15 protein-coding genes are annotated in these 17,415 nt (G+C 72.4%); 6 read left to right on the forward strand and 9 right to left on the reverse strand.

Annotated features, from left to right (window positions below; translation table 11 throughout):
- Nucleotides 1-27: 27 nt before the first annotated feature.
- Together ACZ6R6_RS30040 and ACZ6R6_RS30045 are read right to left on the reverse strand one after the other, a co-directional pair.
- A complete protein-coding gene (locus ACZ6R6_RS30040) occupies nucleotides 28-948 on the reverse strand; it encodes a hypothetical protein (RefSeq protein ID WP_470098916.1) in 921 nt (306 codons plus the stop codon).
- A gap of 5 nt (nucleotides 949-953) precedes the next feature.
- The gene (locus ACZ6R6_RS30045) at nucleotides 954-1,490 is read right to left on the reverse strand and encodes a hypothetical protein (protein WP_470098918.1); all 537 of its coding nucleotides are present in this window, start codon (nucleotides 1,488-1,490) and stop codon (nucleotides 954-956) included.
- Nucleotides 1,491-1,913: 423 nt separating this feature from the next.
- Here ACZ6R6_RS30045 and ACZ6R6_RS30050 point away from each other — a divergent pair, with 423 nt between their 5' ends.
- Genes ACZ6R6_RS30050 through ACZ6R6_RS30060 form a run of 3 tightly spaced genes read left to right on the forward strand, consistent with a single transcriptional unit; the run spans nucleotide 1,914 to nucleotide 4,139 of the window.
- On the forward strand, nucleotides 1,914-2,243 hold the full coding sequence (locus ACZ6R6_RS30050; RefSeq protein ID WP_470098920.1) for a hypothetical protein: 330 nt from the start codon (nucleotides 1,914-1,916) through the stop codon (nucleotides 2,241-2,243).
- Entirely contained in the window at nucleotides 2,240-3,454 is a 1,215-nt protein-coding gene (locus ACZ6R6_RS30055; protein WP_470098922.1) for a transglycosylase SLT domain-containing protein, read from the forward strand. The genes ACZ6R6_RS30050 and ACZ6R6_RS30055 overlap by 4 nt, the downstream gene beginning before the upstream one ends.
- 43 nt (nucleotides 3,455-3,497) lie before the next feature.
- Nucleotides 3,498-4,139, forward strand: coding sequence for an MBL fold metallo-hydrolase (locus ACZ6R6_RS30060; protein ID WP_470098924.1), 642 nt, complete (start codon nucleotides 3,498-3,500; stop codon nucleotides 4,137-4,139).
- Between the two features lie 72 nt (nucleotides 4,140-4,211).
- Here the strand turns inward: ACZ6R6_RS30060 and mnmA are convergent, their stop codons facing one another.
- Nucleotides 4,212-5,282 (reverse strand): tRNA 2-thiouridine(34) synthase MnmA, encoded by a 1,071-nt coding sequence (mnmA, locus tag ACZ6R6_RS30065; RefSeq protein ID WP_306864775.1) that lies wholly within the window; start codon nucleotides 5,280-5,282, stop codon nucleotides 4,212-4,214.
- Nucleotides 5,283-5,341: 59 nt separating this feature from the next.
- Here mnmA and ACZ6R6_RS30070 point away from each other — a divergent pair, with 59 nt between their 5' ends.
- Complete coding sequence (locus tag ACZ6R6_RS30070; protein ID WP_470098926.1) at nucleotides 5,342-6,388, forward strand: DUF695 domain-containing protein; 1,047 nt, start codon at nucleotides 5,342-5,344, stop codon at nucleotides 6,386-6,388.
- 65 nt (nucleotides 6,389-6,453) lie between these two features.
- Here ACZ6R6_RS30070 and ACZ6R6_RS30075 read toward each other — a convergent pair whose 3' ends face one another.
- Nucleotides 6,454-7,617 (reverse strand): cysteine desulfurase family protein, encoded by a 1,164-nt coding sequence (locus tag ACZ6R6_RS30075; RefSeq protein ID WP_470098928.1) that lies wholly within the window; start codon nucleotides 7,615-7,617, stop codon nucleotides 6,454-6,456.
- A 110-nt stretch (nucleotides 7,618-7,727) separates the two neighbouring features.
- Between ACZ6R6_RS30075 and ACZ6R6_RS30080 the strand changes: the two genes are divergently transcribed.
- Nucleotides 7,728-8,234, forward strand: a complete 507-nt coding sequence (locus ACZ6R6_RS30080; RefSeq protein ID WP_470098930.1) for a TetR/AcrR family transcriptional regulator — start codon at nucleotides 7,728-7,730, stop codon at nucleotides 8,232-8,234.
- Nucleotides 8,235-8,342: 108 nt separating this feature from the next.
- On the forward strand, nucleotides 8,343-9,536 hold the full coding sequence (locus ACZ6R6_RS30085; protein ID WP_470098931.1) for an MFS transporter: 1,194 nt from the start codon (nucleotides 8,343-8,345) through the stop codon (nucleotides 9,534-9,536).
- Nucleotides 9,537-9,631: 95 nt separating this feature from the next.
- On the opposite strand, the gene ACZ6R6_RS30090 is transcribed toward ACZ6R6_RS30085, so the two are convergent.
- The 5 genes from ACZ6R6_RS30090 to ACZ6R6_RS30110 form a co-directional block, all read right to left on the reverse strand.
- On the reverse strand, nucleotides 9,632-10,585 hold the full coding sequence (locus ACZ6R6_RS30090) for an electron transfer flavoprotein subunit alpha/FixB family protein (RefSeq protein WP_470098933.1): 954 nt from the start codon (nucleotides 10,583-10,585) through the stop codon (nucleotides 9,632-9,634).
- A gap of 19 nt (nucleotides 10,586-10,604) precedes the next feature.
- The gene (locus tag ACZ6R6_RS30095; RefSeq protein ID WP_470098935.1) at nucleotides 10,605-11,387 is read right to left on the reverse strand and encodes an electron transfer flavoprotein subunit beta/FixA family protein; all 783 of its coding nucleotides are present in this window, start codon (nucleotides 11,385-11,387) and stop codon (nucleotides 10,605-10,607) included.
- Between the two features lie 377 nt (nucleotides 11,388-11,764).
- Nucleotides 11,765-13,216 (reverse strand): serine/threonine-protein kinase, encoded by a 1,452-nt coding sequence (locus ACZ6R6_RS30100; protein WP_470098937.1) that lies wholly within the window; start codon nucleotides 13,214-13,216, stop codon nucleotides 11,765-11,767.
- A gap of 59 nt (nucleotides 13,217-13,275) precedes the next feature.
- Complete coding sequence (locus tag ACZ6R6_RS30105; RefSeq protein ID WP_470098939.1) at nucleotides 13,276-15,252, reverse strand: serine/threonine-protein kinase; 1,977 nt, start codon at nucleotides 15,250-15,252, stop codon at nucleotides 13,276-13,278.
- Nucleotides 15,249-17,390: a serine/threonine-protein kinase gene (locus ACZ6R6_RS30110; RefSeq protein ID WP_470098941.1), complete on the reverse strand. Its 2,142-nt coding sequence runs from the start codon at nucleotides 17,388-17,390 to the stop codon at nucleotides 15,249-15,251. The genes ACZ6R6_RS30105 and ACZ6R6_RS30110 overlap by 4 nt, the downstream gene beginning before the upstream one ends.
- Nucleotides 17,391-17,415: the final 25 nt, after the last annotated feature.

Here is a 17,415-nt window from a genome sequence, read left to right on the forward strand (position 1 = left end):
CACGGAAGGGGTGCTCTGGCGGGACGGTCAGGAACGCTCGAAGGCGAGCACGGTGTGCTCCTTCAGCCGTGCGCCCCGCGGCAGCGCGGGCAGGACCGTCGAGAGGTCGGCCATACGGGTGGGGCGGTTGGTGGTGTCGTCCACGGCGGTCCTGCCCGCCGGGCGCAGCCGCTCGCAGGTGTTGCCGGGCACGGTGAAGGTGTCGGCGACGAAGGTGCTGGTGTTGACGGTGGAGGGGCCGTCGACGACGACGTCGCGCACCTCCAGACCGCTGCCGGCGGTGATCTTCCCGGCTACCCGCTGCATGGCGGAGCTGGCCCCGAACACCAGGGCGTCGCCGGAGCGGACGGTGGTGGTGTAGCTGGTGGACTCGGTGTTCTCGGTGGTCCAGCTGCGCTGGTAGTGGAGCTTGAAGGCGCCCTCGAAGGCCCCCTTGGCGCCGAGCGAGCCCGCCAGCTTGCCGCTGCCGGTGGCGCCGCCCTTGGCCCCGAGCGTGGCGTAGGGGCCCTCCTTCGTGTTCGGCGTGGTGAAGGTCCCGCTGCCCTCCCCGGTCACCTGGGCGGAGACCTCGCCGGAGGCGTTGACCTGTCCCTCCACCGTGATGGAGCCGGTGATCTCGCCGCCGAGGTTGTCGGTGCTGCCGGTGCGCAGGGTGACCTGGCGCTCCACCGTGATCGGGTCGTCGGTGCAGTTGATGACCGCGTTGCCGAGCGACTTGACGGCGCTGTAGTACTCGCGGGACGCGCCCGGGTCGATCCGGAAGCGGCAGTTGCCGGGGTCGGCGGCGCACTGCTCGACCGCCCGGCCCGTCGACGGCAGCGGCCTGTCGCCGTCGAACGCCCGCGCGACGGGCACGCCGGGCTGGGGTCCGGCGGACGCGGCCACCGGCGTGAGCGTGACCAGGGTGGCGGCGGACAGCAGTGACATCCTGCGGATACGGGAGTTCATGGCGATCACGGGTTCATCAGCTCGCAGACACCGGTCAGCTGGGAGAAATACTCGGAAGTCTTGAACACGGCGGGCAGATCCGCGCCGAACGCGTCACATGTCGCGTCGATGACCGACGCGGCGTTGTCCGACGGCGCGGGCCGGAAGTCGTCCAGCGTCCGCCGGGTGTCGTCGATGCCCTTCTGCTGCTGGGCGCCGTCGCCGATGAGGCTCTCCATGCACTGCTTCGACCCGGGAGGGCACTGCCCGACCTTCTCCTTGGCCGCGGCGATGTCCTCCTTGGCCGCGGCGACGTCCTTCTTGGCGTCCTGGCGGCCGGAGTCGACGCTGTCCCGTTCCTCCTTCGGTGCGCCGCACGGCTTCGGCTCCCCGCCGGGGCAGGGCTCCTCCGCCGGCTCCTGCGGCGGATCCGGCTGGACGGCGGTGCGGGAGGGCGCGGCGGCCGCCGCCGCGACGGCCGCGGGGGTGAGGGCGCAGACAGTGGTCACCGCCAGTGCCGAGGTGAGCATGACGATGAGGCCAGATATGCGGATGCTGTGCATGTCCTTCTTCCGGCGAAATGGGGAATCAGTTTCCGCGCATCGATGAGACGCATGCATAAAGTAGCGACGCATATGCGCGACGCAAGATCGCCACGCCCGGCGTGCCACCGATTGAAGGACGCCTTATCAGGCTTCCGGCCAGTGCAAACACGGCCCCGAGACTTACTTCCGCCGCAACCGTGGCGATATCCGTTTCGACAGCGAACAGCGCATTTAATGCGGCGAGACATGGCATTCAGAAATGCCGCCGGGATGGGCGCGACGTCAACGGCGCGGAGGGACGGCGGATGGACCCTGACGCCCGGAGGTCGTTTCCGAGGCGCCGGACGGAACCTTACGCGGCATCCCCGCCGGACCGGCGACAGACGGAACAAATCCCCCCAGACGGGCCGCTATCCACTATGATCAACGCTCATCGACCGTGTGTCAGCGCTGGAGGGGGTCGGCTGCGTGGCAGGTGTTGACGTTCACTTCGAGGCACTTGAGACGTGCCGCACGGCGGCGAACAACCGGGCGGTGGACTTCGACGGCCTCGCCGGGGGCTATCCCAATCCCGCCGGCTCGACCAACTCGCTCATCCTCGGAGGGCTGACCGACTCCATAAACCTGGCGCGGGCCATCGACGGCATCGAGAACGAGATCGACAGCGAGCTCGGCTGGGCCGCGACGCGGCTCCGTTCCGTCAGGGACGCCCTACAGGAAGTGGACACCAATCTCCGCACCGCCGACGAGCCTCCGGGGGGCCGCCGATGACCGACAGGGACGGCGACAGGCAACCGCTGACCGACCGGGACGGTGACCGGCAACCGCTGACCCCCGTCGTCCCGGGCAGCTCGGAACTGCTCAACATCGCCATGAAGGTCAACGGCAACCGGGAATCGATCAAGGCGATCGCCACCCGGTGGCGGACCACGGCGGGCAAGGTGAGCGAGCACACCATCACGCTCATCCGCACGGTGAACGGCGTGGACCGGGCCTGGCAGGGCGCTTCGGCGGAGGCGTTCGACAACCACATGCGCAAGTACGGCAAGGCCGGTGACGCGATGCACCTCGCCCTGGCGGACTGCGCGGGCGCCCTCGACACCGCCGCCGACGCCCTCGGCACCGCCGAGACCGAGGTGAACGGCATCATCAACAAGCTCGTGACCGACTGGAACACCTACTGCACCAACAATCCCAACCAGACGGAGCAGCAACGCACCGCCGGGATCAAGCCGACGGTCGACAAGGCCGAAGCCGATGCCCGGGTCCATCTCAACAACGCCGACGGCGCCGTCACCAAGGCGGTGGCCGACCTGAAGAAGCACATGGACAACCGGGCGATCACCTTCTCCGACATCCCGGTGGCCGGTGACGAGAAGTTCACGCCAGGAGACGGCCGCACCCTCGACTGGAAGAAGACCCCGCTGGACGACCCGAGCCGGACGACGCTCGCCGGCGCGAACGGCGGCTCGGGCGGGAGCGGATCGGGCGGAAGCGGTGGCTCCGGCGGGGACACGTCCGGCGTGATCGGCTCCGGCGGCACGTCGCCGGGCGGGACCGTCCCCGCGCCGAAGGAGAAGCTCGTGGAGTGGATCAAGGAGGCGCTCACGATCATCAGGTCGGGAAAGATCGACGGCTTCCTGTCCAGGAAGGGTCTCCTGGAGAAGGTCAAGGACCTGGATCCCAACGACCCGAAGGACATCGAGCGGATCTGGACGATCATCTTCCACGAGTCCGGCGGCAACCCCAACGCGCAGAACAACTGGGACATCAACGCCAGGAACGGCGTCCCGTCCCAGGGCCTGATGCAGACGATCCCGCCCACGTTCGCCGCCTGGAGCCCCGAGGGCCACAAGGTGATCAAGGACCCTGTCGACAACATCATCGCCGGAGTCCTGTACACCTACGGCCGTTACGGATCTCTCGGCGGGCATCCCGGCATCGCCTCCATCGAGCGCGGCGGCGGCTACAAGCCCTACTGAGGCCGGGCGGCCCCGGCCGCCATGCCCCCGTTAGGCTGAGTCGATGAAGCTCACGAAGTATGGACACGCGTGCGTCCGCCTGGAGAAGGGCGACTCGATCCTGGTGATCGACCCGGGATCCTTCAGCGAGGAGTCCGCGCTGGAGGGGGCGCATACCGTTCTCATCACCCACGAGCACTTCGACCACGTGGAGGCCGCCCGGCTGCGCCGGGCCGCCGAGGCCAACCCGGCGTTGGAGATCTGGACCAACGAGGGCGTGGCCGCCACGCTCACCGACGTCCCGGCGAAGATCCAGGTCGTACGGCACGGCGACACCTTCGACACGGCGGGCTTCGCGGTGCGGGTCGTCGGCGAGTGGCACGCCCCCAACCATCCGGACATGCCCACCGTGCGCAATGTCGGGTTCCTGGTGGAGGAGGAGGTCTTCTACCCGGGTGACGCCTTCACCCCGCCCGGGGTCGAGGTCCCCACCCTCATGGTGCCGACCAACGCGCCGTGGATGAGGGCGGCGGAGATGGTGGAATACCTGCGCCAGATCCGCCCGGCCAGGGCCTTCTCCACCCACGACGGGCTGCTCAACGACACCGGTCTCGGCCTGATCGACTCGTGGCTGGGCCTGGAGGCGGACCGGCAGAAGGCCGAGATCCGCCGCCTGAAGCCGGGTGAGTCGGTCACGCTGCCCTAGCGGTCGTGGCCGCCCGGGCCGCCCGTACCGTGCCGGCGTCCCGGATCGACCGCCTCGCGGATCCGGGCCCGGTCAGATCGCGGAGGCGATCGTGGCCGACCCGATCACGGTGTCTCCCAGGTAGAGGACCGCCGCCTGACCGGCGGCGACACCGGTGGCGGGCGCCTCCAGCGTGATGTGGACCTCCGCACCGGAGACCTGGGCGCGGCAGCCGTACACCTCGCCGTGGGCGCGGAGCTGGACCGTGCAGGCCAGCGGCTCGCGCGGCTCGGCCACCGGGCCGTTCCAGACCGGCCGGGTGGCCACGATCTCCGTGACCTCCAGGGCCGAGCGGGGACCGACTGTGACGGTGTTGGAGACCGGCTCGATCGACAGCACGTAACGGGGGCGGCCGTCGGCGGCCGGGCGGTCGATGTGCAGGCCCTTGCGCTGGCCGACGGTGAAGCCGTACGCGCCCTCGTGCCTGCCGACGACCGAGCCGGACTCGTCGACGATCGGGCCCTGCGCCGCGCCGAGGCGGTCGGCGAGGAAGCCCCGGGTGTCGCCGTCGGCGATGAAACAGATGTCGTGGCTGTCGGGCTTGTCGGCCACCATGAGGCCGCGCCGCGCGGCCTCCTCGCGGACCTGTGCCTTGGTCGAGTCGCCCAGCGGGAAGATCGCGTGCTTGAGCTGCTCCCTGGTGAGCACGCCGAGCACGTAGGACTGGTCCTTGCCCTCGTCGGGGCTGCGGCTCAGCACGCCGTCGACGATCCGCGCGTGGTGGCCGGTGGCCACCGCGTCGAAGCCCAGCGCGAGGGCCCGGTCGAGGACCGCCTCGAACTTGATCTTCTCGTTGCAGCGCAGGCAGGGGTTGGGCGTGCGGCCGGCGGCGTATTCGCTGACGAAGTCCTCGACCACGTCGCGGTGGAAGCGCTCGGCCATGTCCCAGATGTAGAAGGGGATGCCGATCACGTCGGCGGCCCTGCGGGCGTCTCGCGAGTCCTCGATCGTGCAGCACCCCCGGGCGCCGGTCCGATACGACTGCGGGTTGGCCGAGAGCGCCAGGTGCACGCCGGTGACGTCATGGCCTGCCTCGGCGATGCGGGCGGCCGCCACGGCGGAGTCGACGCCGCCGGACATGGCGGCAAGCACACGAAGTCTCATAACACCCTGAGCGTACCCGCGTTGGCGTGCACCCCGTCGTGCTGGGAGAATCCGGGGTCATGCGACTGTTCGGGCGCAAGAGCGAATTCACCTCCGATCCGGCCGACGGCATCGGTGAGTTCTGGACGTGGTGGGCCGAGGCGAGGCCGGAGCTCGACGCGATGGTCGCCGCGGGCGAGGCCGACCGGCTGGCCGAGTGGATCGGGCCGGCCGTCCAGGTCGTCCACCCCTCCCTGGTGTGGGAGATCACCCCCGGGCTCGGCTCCGAGCAGGCGCTCGTGGTCACCTCCGCCGGGGATCCGGAGCTGCGCCCCACCGCGCACCGCTGGGCCGCGGCCGCGCCCGCCGCCGACGCCCTGTGGGAGTTCCACCCGTCCCGGCAGGCCAACCCGCACGCCATGGACCTCACGCTCGACGTGGGCGGCTACGAGTTCGCGCTGGACAAGCTCGTGCTCGGCCTGCGGGCCCCCCTGGGCGCCCCCCGCGTCGACGTGGTCGCCCACCACCCGATCTTCGACATCCTCGACGACGACACCAGGACCGAGGCCGCCCTGCTCGCCCTCGACTGGCTGCTCGGCGAGGACGACGTGGCCCGCTGGGTCGGCGACATCTCCGCCGCCGGTTTCCCGCCGATCGACGCGGTGCCCGCCGTGCACCTGCCCAGCGTGGTCTCCGACCTGGCCTCCGGCTTCCAGGACGAGCAGTGGGCGCTCCTGGAGGGGGAGACCGCCACCGGGGCCCGCCTGATCGCCACCGCCCGCTATCCGCTCCGCCCGGTCGACTATCCCCTGTTCGACCAGCACATCGCGATCACCCTGCCCTACCTGCACCGCGATGCCGACGGGCTGCCCGTCGGGCGGTCCCTGGAGGCCCTGCGCGACTTCGAGGAGCGCCTCGCCGGCCGGATCAGCAGGCTGCACGGCAGCGCCGTGTTCGCCGCGCACATGAGCGCCGAGGGCCAGCGGGTGCTGCACGTCTACGCCGACCCCGTGGGCGAGGCGGCCATCCACGCCAAGGAGCTGATCGTGAGCTGGGAGGAGGGCCGGCCCCGGGTCGACGTGGTCGGCGACCCCGGATGGACCGCGGTCTCGCCCTTCCTGACCTGATCCCCCGCACGCCCCGGCACGCCCCGGACACGGCCGCGGACGGCGTGCGCCCGCGGCCGCGACTGTCAGCTCAGACCCGCGCGGCGGGCGCGCTCGACGACCAGGCCGATGACGGCGGCCAGCCGGTCCACGTCGGCCTCGGTCGAGGTGTGACCGAGGGAGAAGCGGAGCGAGCCCCGCGCCCGGACCGCGTCTGCGCCCATGGCGAGCAGGACGTGGGAGGGCTGGGCCACCCCCGCCGAGCACGCCGAGCCGGTGGAGCACTCGACGCCCTTGGCGTCCAGGAGCATGAGCAGCGCGTCGCCCTCGCAGCCGGGGAAGGAGAAGTGCGCGTTGCCGGGCAGCCGGTTCACCGGATCGCCGTTGAGGATCACGTCGGGCACGGCCTGGCGGACCCTGCGGATCAGGTCGTCGCGCAGGCCGGCCAGCCGCGCCGACGTCTCGGCCTGACGGGCCACCGAGGTCTGCACCGCCGCGGCGAACCCGGCCACCGAGGGGGCGTCGAGCGTGCCCGAGCGCACGTCGCGCTCCTGACCGCCGCCGTGCAGCACCGGGACCGGATCCACGCCCCGGGCCAGCAGCAGCGCGCCGACGCCCATCGGCCCGCCGACCTTGTGGCCGGAGATCGTCAGCGCGTCGACGCCGGAGTCGGCGAACGCGACCGGGAGCTGGCCGACGGCCTGCACGGCGTCGGTGTGGAAGGGGATGCCGTGGTCGCGGGCGATCCCGGCGAGCACCCGGACCGGCTGGACGGTGCCGACCTCGTTGTTCGCCCACATCACGCTGACCAGGGCGACGCTGTCGGGGTCGCGTTCGATGGCGGCGCGGAGGGTCTGCGGGTGCACCCGGCCGAACTCGTCGACCTCCAGCAGCTCGACGGTCGCGCCCTGACGGTCGCCCAGCCAGTGCGCGGGGTCCAGCGCGCCGTGGTGCTCCACCGCGCTGATCAGGATCCGGCTCGCCCCGTTGGCCCGGCGTGCCCAGTAGAGGCCCTTGATGGCCAGGTTGTCGGCCTCGGTGCCGCCGGAGGTGAAGACCACCTCGCTGGGCCGGGCGCCGAGCGCGTCGGCGATGGTCTCGCGCGCCTCCTCCACGACCCGGCGGGTGCGGCGGCCCGCCGCGTGCAGCGACGACGCGTTGCCGACCCGGCCGAGTTGGGCGGTCATCGCCTCGATCGCCTCGGGAAGCATCGGCGTGGTCGCCGCGTGATCGAGATAGGCGGACTCCACGGCCGCACTCCCCTCCCCAGCCCTCTATTGCCTTCCAAGCGTATCCGCGCTCCTGAGGCGCGCCATCCCGGGTTTGACCACTGAACCGTCCAGACGGTACAGTAGCTTGCATGAGACGGGAAGAGCTGTTGGACGCGGCAGAGGATCTGCTCTGCGACCAGGGCTCTCAGGCGCTCACCCTGGCAGCCGTCGCCGAGCGCGCCGGATGCAGCAAGGGCGGCCTGCTCTATCACTTCGCCACCAAAGAAGCCCTGATCAAAGGCATGGTCGAGCGGCTGATCGAAGACTTCGACCAGCTCATCGCCGCCCAGGGCCACGACACCTACACCAAGAACTATCTGGCAGCCACGTTCGCCGCCGTGCAGAGCGGCAGGCTGCGACGCTGGGCAGTGGTCACCGGCGCCTCCGGCAACCTCTATCTGCTCGCCCCCCTGCGACTGGCGATGGCCCGCTGGCACCGCGAGGGGCTCGCCACCGAGCCCGACCCCGCCGCCGCGCAGATCGTGCGCCTGGCCTGCGAGGGTCTGTGGGACGTGGCCAGCCACGACCCCGACCTCTACGACGACGACCACTACGCCGAGTTGAAACGGCGTCTGCTGGACCTGCTGCCCGCCTAGGCGGGATCACTCTCCGCACGCATTGGTGGTCGCTTCCGCTCTGCGGAAGCGACCGTTTTGTGTGTGCCCAATTTTCAGCGACTGAAACTTCATTGAAGGGACTGAGCCATGACCCGCGACCTGAGGACCGCTCGCACCGGGGCGGTTCTCACATTCGTGCTTGCCGGCCTCATGTGTGGATCGATGACCGTGCGCATCCCGGCGCTCTCCGACAAACTCGGCCTGTCCGAGGGGTCGATCGGCGTCACCCTCCTCGTGTGGGGTCTGGGAGCGCTGGTCACCATGCAGTCGATGCGCGGGGTGATGACGCGCTTCGGCAGCCGGAGCATCCTGCGGGTCGGCGCCCCCCTCTGCGCGGCCGCCCTGGCCCTGCTGGCCTGGGCCCCCACGTTCCCGTCGCTGCTGGTGGCCGCCGGGCTCTTCGGCATGGCGTTCGGCGCGGTGGACGTCGCGATGAACGCACAGGGCTCGACGGTCGAGCGCGCCTACGGCCGCCCGCTGATGAACGGCATGCACGCCGGCTGGTGCGTGGGCGCGATCTCGGCGGGCCTGCTGGGCACCGCGGCCATCGCGGCGGGCCTGTCCTTCACCGCCCACCTGACCCTGGTCGCCCTGCTCTCGCTGCCCCTGCTGGCCTTCGTCAGCCGCGCCTACCTGCCCGACCCCGTCGTCGCCGTCGGCGGCGAGGCGCGGGCCCGCCGGCACCGGATGCCCCCGATGGTCTACCTGCTCGGCGTGATCGCGTTCTGCGCGTTCATGGTCGAGGGCACGGTCGCCGACTGGAACGGGCTCTACCTGCGCGACGTCCTCGGCGCCCCCGAGGCCCTGGCCGCGCTGGGATACCCGATCCTGGAGGCGGGCATGCTGCTCGGCCGGCTCGCCGGCGACCGCGTTCGGGCCCGCTTCGGCGCCCGCGGCATGATCATCACCTCCGGCCTGGTCACCGCCGTCACCTTCGCCGTGGTCCTCACGGCCTCGACGCCCCTGGTCGCCATCGCCGCCATGCTGTTCGTGGGCGTCGGGGTGGCCACGGTCTCCCCGATGGCCATGTCCCTGGCGGGCGCCGCGGTCGACAACCCCGGCCCGGCCATCGCCCAGACCGGCGCGATGGGCTACGCGGGGCTGCTGCTCGGCCCGGTGATCATCGGCTTCCTCTCGGACGTGGCGACGCTCAGGACCGCACTCGCCATCGCCGTCCTGCTCGGTGTCCTGATCGCCCTGGCCGCCCGGTTCCTGCCCCGCCCCGGCAGGACCGCCGCCCCGGCCGAGACCTCCGAGCGCGAGCTCTCGATGGCCGCCTGACCCGCCACCCGGACAGCGCTCGCACCCACGCGTCCGCGACCGGGAAACGGAAACGGCGCCGCACACATGTGCGGCGCCGTTCTCGCGTGCGGTGCCTACTTGCGCTTGGCGATCTCGTCGGTCAGCTGCGGGACGACCTGGTGCAGGTCGCCCACGACGCCGAAGTCGGCGAGCTCGAAGATCGGCGCCTCGGGGTCCTTGTTGATCGCGACGATCGTCTTGGCGGTCTGCATGCCGGCCCGGTGCTGGATGGCACCGGAGATGCCCGCCGCGATGTAGAGCTGCGGCGAGACGGTCTTGCCGGTCTGGCCGACCTGGAACTGGTGCGGGTACCAGCCGGCGTCGGTGGCGGCGCGGGAGGCGCCGACGGCCGCGCCGAGCGAGTCGGCCAGCTTCTCGATGATGGAGAAGTTCTCCGCGGAGCCCACTCCGCGGCCGCCGGAGACCACGATCGCGGCCTCGGTGAGCTCGGGGCGGGCGCCCTTCTCCTCCTTGACGCGCTCGACGATCCTGGCGCCCTTGGCGGCCGCGGAGACGGCCACGGAGACCTGCTCCTCGGCGCCGGCGCCGGCGGCGGCCTCGATCGGCGTCGCGTTGGGACGGACCGCGACGATCGGGGTGCCCTTGGTCACGCGCGACTGGACGTTGACACCGCCACCGAAGATCGACTGGTCGGCGACCAGGCCGTCCTGGAGGCCCACGACGTCGGTGAGCACACCAGAGTCGATCTTGATGGCCAGCCGGCCCGCGATCTCCTTCGCCTCGGCCGTCGCGGCGACGAGCACCGCGGCCGGGGACTTGTCGGAGACGAGCTGGGCCAGCAGCTCCGCCTTGGGCGCGACGACGTAGTCGCCGATCTCGGCGGAGTCGGCCACGTAGATCGTCTCGGCGCCGTATTCGGCCAGCTTGGCCTTGGCGTCGGGAGAGTATCCCGGCCCCGCCCACACGGCCGACGGCGTGCCCAGCTTGCGGGCGAGCGTCAGCAGCTCCAGCGTGACCTTCTTGACCTGACCTTCGACCTGCTCGACCAGAACGAGAATCTCAGACATGTTCAGCTAACCCCCGTTCTCAGACGAACTTCTTCGACGCGAGGAAGTCGGCGGTCTTCGCGCCGCCGTCGCCCTCGTCCTTGACGACCGTGCCGGCCGCGCGCGCCGGGGCGACGGCGAAGTCGGCGACCTCGCTCCAGGAGTTGGCGAGGCCGACCTGGGAGGCGTCGATCTCGGCGTCGGCGACGCCGAGCTTCTCGACCGGCTTCTTCTTGGCGGCCATGATGCCCTTGAAGGACGGGTAGCGCGGCTCGTTGATCTTCTCGACCACGGAGACGACGGCGGGCAGCGTGGCCTCCACCTTGTCGTAGCCGTAGTCGGTGACGCGCTGGATGGTGATCGTGCCCTTGCCGGCCACCTCGACCTTGTTGGCGAAGGTGAGCTGCGGCACGTCCAGGCGCTCGGCCAGCATGGCGGCGAGCACGCCGGTGCGGGCGTCGGTCGACTCGGAGCCGAGCACGACCAGATCGAAACCGATCTTCTTGAGCGTCTGCGCCAGGGCGTAGGAGGTGCCCAGCGCGTCCGAGCCGTGCAGCGCGTCGTCCACCAGGTGGACCGCCTTGTCGGCGCCCATCGCCAGGGCCTTGCGGATGGTGTCGCTGGCCTTGTCGGGACCCATGGTGAGGACGGTCACCTCACCGCCGTGCGCCTCCTTCAGGCGCAGCGCCTCTTCGACCGCGTATTCACACAGCTCGTTGATGACGCCGTCGGCGGCATCGCGGTCGAGCGTCTTGTCATCGGACCTCAGCTTGCGCTCGGTCGCCGTGTCGGGGACCTGCTTCACGCAGACGACGATGTTCATGGCCGGTGGCCGACCTCCCGTGTTCGCGTGCGCCACCGCGTCGTTGCGGTTGGCGCCGGATGCTCGGTACGCACACGCGGGGCACGTGCACGTGGTGCCAAGACTGCCAGGTGCCCGAGGGCGGCGTGACAGCGGGTGGCCGGGCGGGGCTCGCCCGTCCTGGCCTCCGACATCATGTTACCCATCAGTAGTTTAGGTGCAAACCACCAGGTCGAACGGCTCGCGCCAGACGACCGGCCGGCTGCCCGCCCGGCTGACTCCCCCACCATACCGAACTATATTCCGGAATCCGCGCGCGGGATCCGTGTCGGATCCGTGACCGTCGGGCCCTCTCGGCCGCCGGGCGGGCCGGCCCGGAGCGCGGGCCGCCCCGGCCCTCAGCTGGCCATCAGGATCGCGACCAGGACGAAGACGACGGTGCCCAGGGCCAGGGCGAGGGTGAGCGTGCTGAAGAACGCGCCGAGGACGGCCCACAGCGCGACGGCGCCGGCGCCGCAGGCCAGGTCCACGACCGCCCGCGAGCGGTTGCGGCGGGCGAACAGGGCGATCCCCCCGTCGACCAGCGTCGCCAGGCCGTAGGTGGTCAGCAGCAGCAGCGACACCTCAGGGAGCGGCTCCCCGGCCGTCGCGGCCGCCAGCGACACCAGCAGGCCGGTGCCGATGACCCAGCGGCGGTGCAGGACCGCCCGGCGGCGCTCGCGGGCCTCCTCGGCCGAGGGCCTGCCGGGGGCCTGCCGGCGTCCCGGACGCCACTCCCGGGTGCTGAGCTCCTGCACCGCGCCCCCCGCCGCCCCCGCCTCGTGCAGCGCGGTCTCCTGGACGTCGGCGCCCTCCCGGGCCAGGGTGGCCCGGTGGGCCCCGACGGCCTCCTGCGCCCCCGTGGACTCCCGCATCCTGGCGGCCTCCTGCGCCCTCACGGACTCCCGCGCCCTGCCGGGCTGCCGGGTCCCGGGATCCCGGGCGCCGGCGGCGTCATGGACCTCCGTGGCGGCCGAGGAGGGCGGGCGCGACCGCGGGATCACCGCGTGGACGGCCGGCCCCGCGGCGCCCAGGCGCTCCAGGAGCTCGGCGGCGGACGGCCGGGCCGGCGGATCCCGGCGCAGGCACTCCTGGAGCAGCGGCTCCAGCCAGCCGGGCACGCCCTCCAGGTCGGGGTCGTGGTGGACGACGCGGTAGCCCACCGCCGAGGGCGGCCCCATGCCGTAGGGGTGCCGCCCCGTGGCCGCGTAGGCCAGCGTGGCGCCGAAGGAGAACAGGTCGGCCTCCTCCCCCGAGCCCGTGCCCTCCAGCACCTCCGGCGCCAGGTAGCCGGGGGTGCCGAGGACCGCGCCGGAGACCGTGACCGAGGCCGAGTCGAGCGCGCAGGCGATGCCGAAGTCGATCACGACCGGCCCGCCGTCGGTCAGGATCACGTTGGCCGGCTTCAGGTCGCGGTGGACGACCCCGGCGGCGTGAATGGCGGCCAGGGCCTCGGCCAGGCCGCGTGCCAGCCGTACGAGGTCGCCGCCCCCGACCGGGCCGTCCGCGGCGACCACCGCGCTGAGCGGGCGGCCCTGCACGTAGCGGGTGACCAGGTAGGGGTGGGCGCCCTCCAGCGAGGCGTCCAGGACCTCGGCGACGTGCGGCCCCTGGACCAGCCGCATGGTCTCCACCTCGCGGGCCAGCCTGGCCAGGGCCGTGGCGTCGGCCGCGACGTGCGGGTGCAGGATCTTGACGGCCACCGTGCGCCCCTCGGGGTCGAGGGCGAGGTGGACCTCGCCGAAGCCCCCCGCCCCGAGCGTCGACAGCAGGTGGTACGGGCCTAGACGCTCACCGTCCGGCGCTCCCATGCGACTCCCTCCGGCCTGTCCCCCTCAATCGTGCATCAGCGGGGCCGATCGCGCACGGATCACTTTCCGAAGGTGAGGAACCCGAGACCGAGGCTCGTCATCAGGTCCTTGACCAGACCGCCGATGAGGTCGAGCACGCCCATCTTGCCGTTCGCCACCTGGGCCTGCCACTCCCTGGTGAGCTGCTTGACCACGTCGGTCGGCTCGTCCCACGGCGCGAAGGACGGCGCCGCCCCCAGCACCGCCATCACCGAGAAGAACGCCAGCGTGCCCAGGACGATCGTGGTCACCATGGCCGCCCCCGGGCTGCGGATCACGCCGGTCAGCGCACGGGAGACGGCCCTGCGCGGCTTGCCGCCGCCGGGCAGCACGAACAGCCCGGCCACGAACGCGCCCGCCGCGTAGGCGGCGGCCGGGTCGGTCTCCATCTTCCCGATGTAGACCAGGCCGCCCCACGCGCACATGCCGAACATCGCGGCCAGCGGGGCCGTGATCAGCGTCGCGAGCAGCGCCTTGATCAGTGCCCATGGAGTGCCGAGGACCAGGAGCAGCGGGTCGGTGGCGCTGTTGCCCCGCACCGAGCGGCGCTGGGCCAGGTCTCCGAAGAGGTATTCGCCGACCCGCAGGCAGAGCGCCGCGACCAGCGCGAACGCGCTCACCATGACCGGCCGCACGCAGGCCAGCGCGACGAGGATCGTCAGCAGCAGCACCGCGGCCAGCGGGTGGCCGGTGCGGTAGCGCGGCCGGTTCTGCGGCTCGGTGTGCGGGCGCTCCTGCGGCGGCGTGTGCGGCCGGGGCTGGACGGCCGGCGGCGCGTACGGCTGCGCCTGACCGGTCGGCGGGGGCGGCGGATAGCCGGCGACCCGCTGGTCGGCGTAGGGCGGCGGGGCGGGCCTCTGCTGCCGCGCCGAGGGCGGTGCCGGGACGTAGGGCGGCGGGGTGGCCGGGACGTAGGGCGGCGGGGCCGCCTCGGAGGGGCGGGTCGGCTCGGAGCGCGGCCTGCGCTCGCGCCGCTCGGGCTTGGCGTATTCCACCGGCGTCAGCAGGTCGGCGTAGGTGCCGTCCTGCGGCAGCGCCCGGGTGCCGTTCGGCGGGGCGGCGGGGGGCGCGCTCTGACCGCCCAGCATCTTGGTGCCGTCGGTGTTGAGCACCTTCGTGCCGTCGCCGGCGTCGAACACCCGGGTGCCGCCGTCGGCGGGGGCGGGGGGCGGCGTCTCCTGGAAGACCGTCACCGAGGGATCGAGGGCGCGCGCCATCCGGTGCAGCGCCTGCGCGCTCGGCCGGTCGGCGGGGTCGACCGCCAGGGCCTGGCGGAGCCAGCCGCGCAGCCAGACCGGGGCCAGGTCGATGTTGGCCCGGCCCTCCATGATGTTGAAGCAGACGACCTCGAAGCTGCCCGTGCCGAACGGCGGCTTGCCGGTCGCCCCGAAGAAGACCGTCGAGGCCAGCGCGTGCACGTCGGCCGCCTGGGTGATCTCGGTATCCCGGATGATCTCCGGTGCGAGATAGCCGGGCGTGCCGACGAACATGCCGGTCTGGGTCAGCCGGGTGGCGTTGACCAGGTGCGCGATGCCGAAGTCGATGACCAGCGGCTCACCGTTGACGATCATCACGTTGGACGGCTTGAAGTCGCGGTGGATGACGTCGGCGGCGTGGATCGCCACGAGCGCCGCGCACATGCCCTGGGCGAGCTTGATCACCTCGTCGGCCGGGAGCGGCCCGTCGGCGAGGACGGTCTCCTCCAGCGTGCGGCCCGGGGCGAAGCGGGTCACGATGTAGGGCTGCGCGCCGGTCAGCTCGGCGTCGAGAACCTCCGCGACCTGCGAGCTGCGCACCCGCCGCATGGTCTCCACCTCGCGGGTGAGCCGGTCGCGGGCCTTGAGGTCGGCGGCCACGTGCGGGTGCAGGACCTTGACGGCCACCTCCCGGCCGTCCTCGTCGAGCCCCAGGTGGACGACCCCCATGCCACCTTCGCCGATCTTTCTGAGCAGGCGGTACGGTCCCAACCGCTCAGGCGCCTGCGTCTCCCCCGTCATCGCGCCGCCTTCCGTAGATCCGTCAGTTCCGTCACCACCGTTCCGACATCGACAGGCGCCCACTGCGCCGGCCGTGCCCTGTCCCCCACGGTGCCGATCGCGACAAGGATCATGAGTGCGGCCACCGCGCCCAGTATCGAGGCCACGATCATGGCCGCGCTGCGCGAAGGCAGCAGTGATGCCAGAGTACGTCGCATCTGCCGGCCGGGGCCCTCCACCCCGGGCCCGGCACAGACCGTCCAGAGCGCGACCGCCATGCCCCAGCTCAGCGCGTTGGCCGGAGGCATCCGCACGGCGAGCACGGTGAGCAGCAGCGTCACCGGCAGGCCGAGGATCAGCGCGTAGGGGACGAGCGCGGCGGTGATGCCCGCCGACTTCAGCAGCGCGGCCGGCTGGCCCAGCACCCGGAACACGTCGGCGGCGGCCGCGCCCACCAGGCGGCGGGCGTTGAGGGCGGGCTGGGCGATGTCGGCGGCCCGCAGCAGGATCGCCACCGGGATCGCCACGGCGGCGACGACGACCGGCGCGAGGACGGCCGCGACCACCATGAGGATCAGCATCATCGCGCTCGCCACGCCGTACGCCTTGGAGCGCTGCAGCGTGTGCCCCGGGCGCTGCCCGAGGTGCGGCGGCTGCGGCTGGGACGGCTGCGGATAGGGGTAGGACGGCGGCGCGGACCGGCGGACGTGCGGTGTCTGCTCGAAGGCGGCCTGCTGCGGCGGATACGGCTGCGGGGCTGGGCCGGGCTGCGGAGGGTAGCCGGGCTGCGGGGCGGGGCCGGGCTGCTGGAGGTGACCGGGCTGCGAGGTGTAGCCGCGGACGTATTCGGCCAGGTCCTGGGGGCGGACCCGCTGGGTCGGGATCTCCCCGTCGGGCACCGGCGCCGTGGCCTCCAGCAGGCTCGCCGGGTCGGCCCCGGGCCGGCCGCCGTCGAAACGCCCCCGGGTGGGGATGTCCTCGGAGCTGAGCAGGCCGGTCGGCAGGTCGTGCGAGGCCTGCTGGGCCGCCGCCTGGCGCAGCTCCTCGGCCGTCACCCTGCGGGTGGAGGCCGGGTCGTAGGGCTGCTCCCCGAGCAGCGAGACGTATTCGCGCGACTGCGGCTGCGGCGCCGGGGGCCACGGCGTGGACTGCGGCGGACCCGCCGGACGGGAGGCCGCCGGGGTCGGCACGTCACCCGGGTCACCCGTGCGGCCCGGCACGCCGGGTCCGGTGACGGGGCCCTGACCCCCCGGGACGCCCGGCCCGGTGGGGAGGCCCTGACCGCCCGTACCCTGGCCCGCCGGGCGGCCGGAGCCGTCGAGGTGCGGGAGCGTGGTGATCTCGTCGGGCACCCGGGGCCGGGCGGCCCTGGGCAGCAGGCGCTCCACCTGCGCGGCGAGCTCGGCGGCGCTGGGCCGCCTGGCCGGGTCGCGCTGGAGCGCGGCCCGCAGCACCGGCTGGAGCGGCTGCGGGACGGCGTCCACGTTCGCCTTGCCCGCGGTGATGTTGTAGAAGATCATCTCCAGCGTGCCCTTGCCGAAGGGCGGCTGGCCGGTGGCCGCGAAGACCAGCGTGCCCGCCCAGGCGTGCACGTCCACCTCGGGACCCGCCTCGTGACCCTCGATGATCTCCGGGGCGAGGTAGCCGGGCGTGCCGATGAACATGCCGGTCTGGGTGAGCCGGGTGGCGTCCACGGCCTGCGCGATGCCGAAGTCGATGAGGACGGGCTGGCCGTCCAGGATGAGGACGTTGCCCGGCTTGAGGTCACGGTGGATCACTCCGACGGAGTGCACGGCGGCCAGCGCCGACGCCACCCCGTGCGCGACCTTGAGCAGCGCGGGCAGCTCCATGGGGCCGTCCTGCTTGACCTGCTCGTCCAGCGGCTGGCCCGGGACGTATCGGGTCACGATGTAGGGGCGGTGGCCGGTCACGTCGGCGTCGAGCACCTCGGCGATGTGCTCGGTGCGCACCCGCCGCATGGTCTCCACCTCGCGCGAGAGCCGGCGGCGCGCGACGTCGTCGCCCGCCACCTCCGCCCGCAGGACCTTCACCGCCACCTGCCGGCCCTGGGGGTCGACCGCGAGATGGACCACACCCATGCCGCCTTCACCGAGCCGCCGGAGCAGTCGGTAGGGGCCCAGTCGGTCGTCCTGATTCATGGCATGAAGAACCATACCGGCTTAA

Source organism: Streptosporangium sp. NPDC048886, assembly GCF_055586905.1.

Bases quoted from the DNA above. Each gene is read 5' to 3' on its own strand.
- ACZ6R6_RS30040 (WP_470098916.1), bottom strand. From the start codon at position 948: ATGAACTCCCGTATCCGCAGGATGTCACTGCTGTCCGCCGCCACCCTG.
- ACZ6R6_RS30045 (WP_470098918.1), bottom strand. From the start codon at position 1,490: ATGCACAGCATCCGCATATCTGGCCTCATCGTCATGCTCACCTCGGCA.
- ACZ6R6_RS30055 (WP_470098922.1), top strand. From the start codon at position 2,240: ATGACCGACAGGGACGGCGACAGGCAACCGCTGACCGACCGGGACGGT.
- ACZ6R6_RS30060 (WP_470098924.1), top strand. From the start codon at position 3,498: ATGAAGCTCACGAAGTATGGACACGCGTGCGTCCGCCTGGAGAAGGGC.
- mnmA (WP_306864775.1), bottom strand. From the start codon at position 5,282: ATGAGACTTCGTGTGCTTGCCGCCATGTCCGGCGGCGTCGACTCCGCC.
- ACZ6R6_RS30070 (WP_470098926.1), top strand. From the start codon at position 5,342: ATGCGACTGTTCGGGCGCAAGAGCGAATTCACCTCCGATCCGGCCGAC.
- ACZ6R6_RS30080 (WP_470098930.1), top strand. From the start codon at position 7,728: ATGAGACGGGAAGAGCTGTTGGACGCGGCAGAGGATCTGCTCTGCGAC.
- ACZ6R6_RS30085 (WP_470098931.1), top strand. From the start codon at position 8,343: ATGACCCGCGACCTGAGGACCGCTCGCACCGGGGCGGTTCTCACATTC.
- ACZ6R6_RS30090 (WP_470098933.1), bottom strand. From the start codon at position 10,585: ATGTCTGAGATTCTCGTTCTGGTCGAGCAGGTCGAAGGTCAGGTCAAG.
- ACZ6R6_RS30095 (WP_470098935.1), bottom strand. From the start codon at position 11,387: ATGAACATCGTCGTCTGCGTGAAGCAGGTCCCCGACACGGCGACCGAG.
- ACZ6R6_RS30100 (WP_470098937.1), bottom strand. From the start codon at position 13,216: ATGGGAGCGCCGGACGGTGAGCGTCTAGGCCCGTACCACCTGCTGTCG.
- ACZ6R6_RS30105 (WP_470098939.1), bottom strand. From the start codon at position 15,252: ATGACGGGGGAGACGCAGGCGCCTGAGCGGTTGGGACCGTACCGCCTG.
- ACZ6R6_RS30110 (WP_470098941.1), bottom strand. From the start codon at position 17,390: ATGAATCAGGACGACCGACTGGGCCCCTACCGACTGCTCCGGCGGCTC.